General features: G+C 59.0%; 6 protein-coding genes and 1 pseudogene. 3 read left to right on the top strand and 4 right to left on the bottom strand.

The genetic code is table 11. The annotated features are described in order from the left end of the window. The coding region (locus AB4043_RS23200) for an integrase core domain-containing protein (RefSeq protein ID WP_442301167.1) at positions 1 to 131 on the top strand (131 nt) is incomplete at its 5' end. 154 nt (positions 132 to 285) lie between these two features. Here AB4043_RS23200 and AB4043_RS23195 read toward each other — a convergent pair. The 4 genes and pseudogenes from AB4043_RS23195 to AB4043_RS23180 form a co-directional block, all read right to left on the bottom strand. Further along, a complete protein-coding gene (locus AB4043_RS23195; RefSeq protein WP_442303321.1) occupies positions 286 to 909 on the bottom strand; it encodes a response regulator in 624 nt (207 codons plus the stop codon). A 104-nt stretch (positions 910 to 1013) separates the two neighbouring features. Beyond that, positions 1014 to 1733, bottom strand: coding sequence for an FAD-dependent oxidoreductase (locus tag AB4043_RS23190; RefSeq protein ID WP_442308227.1), 720 nt, complete (start codon positions 1731 to 1733; stop codon positions 1014 to 1016). Between the two features lie 117 nt (positions 1734 to 1850). After that, a pseudogene (locus AB4043_RS23185) lies at positions 1851 to 2188 on the bottom strand (FAD-dependent oxidoreductase); the annotation flags it as partial. Beyond that, on the bottom strand, positions 2185 to 2646 hold the full coding sequence (locus AB4043_RS23180; RefSeq protein ID WP_442303319.1) for a DUF4126 family protein: 462 nt from the start codon (positions 2644 to 2646) through the stop codon (positions 2185 to 2187). The gene AB4043_RS23180 and the pseudogene AB4043_RS23185, both read right to left, overlap by 4 nt. A gap of 292 nt (positions 2647 to 2938) precedes the next feature. On the opposite strand from AB4043_RS23180, the gene AB4043_RS23175 reads away from it, so the two are divergent. Together AB4043_RS23175 and AB4043_RS23170 are read left to right on the top strand one after the other, a co-directional pair. Continuing rightward, positions 2939 to 3730 carry a hypothetical protein gene (locus AB4043_RS23175; protein ID WP_442303318.1) on the top strand — a complete coding sequence of 264 codons (792 nt, stop codon included), beginning with the start codon at positions 2939 to 2941 and terminating at the stop codon, positions 3728 to 3730. A gap of 26 nt (positions 3731 to 3756) precedes the next feature. Then, a partial coding sequence (locus AB4043_RS23170; protein ID WP_442308226.1) for a hypothetical protein occupies positions 3757 to 3966 on the top strand: 210 nt, incomplete at its 3' end.

Genomic DNA, 3966 nt, shown 5'->3' with positions numbered 1-3966 from the left:
ACTGGGAAAACTCAGAACAAAGAGACACCCAACTCGCCCCTTGGACAGACTTCTACAACCAACAAAGACCTCATGCTAGCCTCAACCTACGCCCGCCCATCAGCAGGCTCCAGATGTCAACAACCTCTTGACCTCCTACAGGCACCCGGGTTGGGGTACGAAAACGGTCGCGCACAACGCATACCCCACCCTTGTCACCCCAGCGAACAAGTTCGCCGGGGACCCCACCCTTTGTCTGCGACAAAGAATGGGGCAACGAGAGTATAGCCTCGCCAGACTGACGGTTTAAGCTTCCAGAATTCCGCGTTTCAATGCGATGAGCACGGCATGCGTGCGGTCGTTGGCCTGCAGCTTCGCCAGCACATTCTTCATGTGGCCCTTCACCGTATCCTCAGAGATGCTGAGGCGGTCGGCGACGATCTTGTTCGAGCAGCCGGAGGCGACAGCCTGCAGTACCTGGAGCTCGCGTGTGGAGAGCGACTCCGAGCCCAGATGCTCTGCCATGCCGTGAGCGATCTCATCCGAGATGCGCTTGCGTCCCTGATGTGCCGCGCGGATGGTGTCGATCAGCTCGGTGCCGAGCATGCCCTTCAGGATGAAGCCCATGGCGCCGGCCTGCAGGGCTCGGGTTGCGTGCACATCGCCGGAATAAGTTGTCAGCACGACGATGCGCGCTTTGGGAAACTCCTGCCGGATCGCCTGAATCGCCTCGATGCCGTTCATTACGGGCATCTGCAGATCCATCAGCGTGACATCCGGACGGTGCTTACGGTACGCAACTACGGCCTCGGCTCCGTTCGTCGCTTCGGCCACAAGCTCCATGTCAGGCGCCTTCTGCATGATGAAGGCAATACCATCCCTCATCAAAGGATGGTCGTCGACAGTGAGTACACGGATCGGGGAGTTCATAAGCAGCCCTCCCTGGGGGGATATAGCAGTAGAGAAACGATATCACTCGCCGCAATGCGGTGCGCCACACCCGAAAGGGTTGGTGGAATGGAAAATCGCGACCGCTACGCCAGAGGCTTGAGCTCCTGCAGCATGGTGGGGAGCAGTTCAGAGACCGTGGGATGGATATGCACTGACCTGGCGACAAGATCGTAGGTCTGCCGTGAGTACATGCAGGTCAACAGGCAATGAATTGCCTCATCGCCGCCGACGCCGAGAATCGTCGCTCCCAGAATGCGGCGCGACTCCGCGTCAACCATCACTTTCATGAAGCCGGCAGACTCTCCCTTTTCCACCGCGCGCCCCACACGGGACATCGGGCGTTTGCCGATCAAGGCGGGTTTTCCGCTTTGCCGCACTTCGGTTTCCGTCATTCCGATATGCGCCAGCGGGGGATCGCTGAAGAGCGCATAGGCCGGAATACGGTCCGCGGCGGAGCGAGTACCGCCGTCGAGCAGGTTATCGGCGACAATCTCGTAGTCGTTCCAGGACGTATGCGTGAAAGCTCCGCGTCCGTTACAGTCTCCCATCGCCCATACGGTTGGGCTGGCGGTGCGGAGATGCTCATCGGTGACCACGAATCCGTGAGCATCCATCTGCACGCCGGCTGCCTGCAGATTGAGATCGTCCGTATTGGGTCTGCGCCCGGTAGCTAACAGAACGTGCGATGCTTCCACTTCCGGCTCTCCGTGCTCACAGTCGAGCGATACCTTGATGCCACGCTCGCTCTTGTGCAACTGAATGCAGTTGGCGTGGGTCCGGAACCGGACCCCCTCCGCCTCCATAATGGCTTGAAGCTCGGAGCTCGAATCTTCACGCCTACGTTCAGAAAGATGCGGGCGCCTTCCAGGAGACGGTCCCCTACACGGACAGTCGTCGGTGATTCAAAGACCGCCTGCCCCTGGATCAACGTGCAGCGTTCCATGCTGCCGATCCAGGAGAGGAGTCCCTTGCGCGAGGCTTCGACGATGCCGTTTTTCCTGGCCATTACGGTCTCCAGGTCGACCCGCACCGCCCCATCCAGCCTGACGCCATAGTCGTTTCCGCGGCGGGCGATATGGGCCGCGTATGCCGATGCCACCATCGCCTTGGTGGGCGTGCAGCCGACATTCACGCAGGTTCCGCCGACGAGCTTGCGCTCGATCAGCGCCACGGTCTGTCCTGCGGCGTTCAGGCGTGCGGCGAGAGCCGGGCCGGCCTGGCCGGCCCCGATGATTATGGCGTCATAGCGTTCGGTCATGCACCCCCCCGGATTGCGGTAACCACCAGCACAATGGCGAGAGCGTCTTCCAGCAACGCCGCACCGATCGCGGACTTCGTCACTTCGGTCAGTTTTGCCCGCAGCCATGCGCCGCCATAGGTTCCGGCAACAGCTCCAAGGATACCCAGAATCACACCGTAAGCGAGCACGCTGTGGGCCGCACCGGCGGTTCCGCCGGCCAGGGCGCCCATCACGATGCGGGCAATGAACTGCGGCGGCACCTTACGGCTCGGCGTCTTCGGCAGCTTGTCGTTAATCAGCTCGCCGATGGCCAGCACCGTGAAAATCAGTACCGTCCACTTCGATCCCATGAAGGCAAACGAAGTCCCGGTTACGGTAAGCAGCCCCAGATGCGCTGCCCAGCTTGCGCCCGCCGGGGACGTTAAAGCACGCAGGCCAGAGACAAAACCAAATAGAAATAGGACGACGATCAGCATCGGCACACCCTCCAGATTCGTTCAATTCAGGATGAGAGACAGGAGCCCAGCGCCTTCCAAACTACTCGCACCGAAGGTTCCGGGGAAGCCCCTTAGGAAAGGAAGGGAGGCCACACTTTGGAGTAGGAGAAATAAGCTCTAACAAATGCCCGCGATATGCTTAAAGAGCATCCATTTATTTTTGGGGTCTGTTCGAACGAATCACACAGCTCCATTTATTGTCTGCAGCCTGGTCTCGCCGCCGGGATCCGGCTGCCCACATGGCAACGCTTTCAGGGTTCACGTTTTAAAAATGCCGCATACGCTCCGCTTTCAACCGAAGGCCTCCGCTGCTTTGATCCTTGGCCATCCCGGCCATGAACTTCGGGTCTATGGATGGACACGTTCCGTTCGCCCTCTCACCTTTGTCATCACAGATGGCTCGGGAACTTCGGGAGTAAGCCGTCTGGACGCAACAACCAAAATCCTGGAGGGGCTAAGGGCTCCGATCGGAACGGTCTATGGACGGTTTACGGACCAGGCCATCTACGAGATGATGCTCTCTGGTTCACTGGAACCGCTGTGCGAGGTTGTTGAATCCATTGCTACCGCATTAACCGACGCACAGATCGAGGTAGTCGTAAGCGATGCCAGCGAAGGCTATAACCCAACGCACGATATCTGCTTTGAGTTAACAGAGGCGGCCGTGGAACTGGTACGGAAACGGACGCGTCGCGCGATCCGGCGATACTCATTTTGCCTGACAGAGTGGGAGGGCTGCGCCCCTTCCCAAAAGGCAGACGAGGCAATCCACCTCGAACTGGACGATGCCTGTCTTTATGACAAGGTCGAGGCAGCCCGTTGCTACGTCGAGTTGCGGGATGAAGTTGATAGGGCCCTTGCATGCAAGGGGATCGAGTACTTCCGCAATGAGACGCTCGTGCCTTCGACAGGATGGACGATCGCACTGGAAGACTATAAGCCGGGTTATGAGCTAAGGGGAGAACAGCGTGTGTCAGATGGCAAATATACGCATGTTTTGCGATACAAGGACCACATCCTTCCAATCTTCCGCGGCCTGCGTGACTATGTTGACCAGAACTAAAAGGTCAGGGAGTTGAAGCCTTCCCGGTGAAGATCCTTATCACCAACGCCATCTTCGAGACCTACACCGGCACGGAGGTGGTGGTCCGGGATCTCGCCCGCGCCTTTGCACGTGCGGGACACACGCCGATCGTCTTTGCTGGGAAGCTTGGGGCTATTGCGGAGGAGCTGCATGCAAACGGAATCCAGGTGACCAATAACCTGGCGCAGATCGGTGGGGCTCCGGACATCATTCAC

It is taken from the genome of Terriglobus sp. YAF25 (assembly GCF_052113305.1).
Taxonomy (GTDB): domain Bacteria; phylum Acidobacteriota; class Terriglobia; order Terriglobales; family Acidobacteriaceae; genus Terriglobus.
This window is presented reverse-complemented; position numbering and strand designations above follow the sequence as displayed.

Excerpts from the sequence above, each read along its gene's own strand:
- AB4043_RS23180 (WP_442303319.1), bottom strand. The coding sequence starts at position 2,646 with ATGCTGATCGTCGTCCTATTTCTATTTGGTTTTGTCTCTGGCCTGCGT.
- AB4043_RS23175 (WP_442303318.1), top strand. The coding sequence starts at position 2,939 with ATGCCGCATACGCTCCGCTTTCAACCGAAGGCCTCCGCTGCTTTGATC.
- AB4043_RS23195 (WP_442303321.1), bottom strand. The coding sequence starts at position 909 with ATGAACTCCCCGATCCGTGTACTCACTGTCGACGACCATCCTTTGATG.
- AB4043_RS23190 (WP_442308227.1), bottom strand. The coding sequence starts at position 1,733 with ATGGAGGCGGAGGGGGTCCGGTTCCGGACCCACGCCAACTGCATTCAG.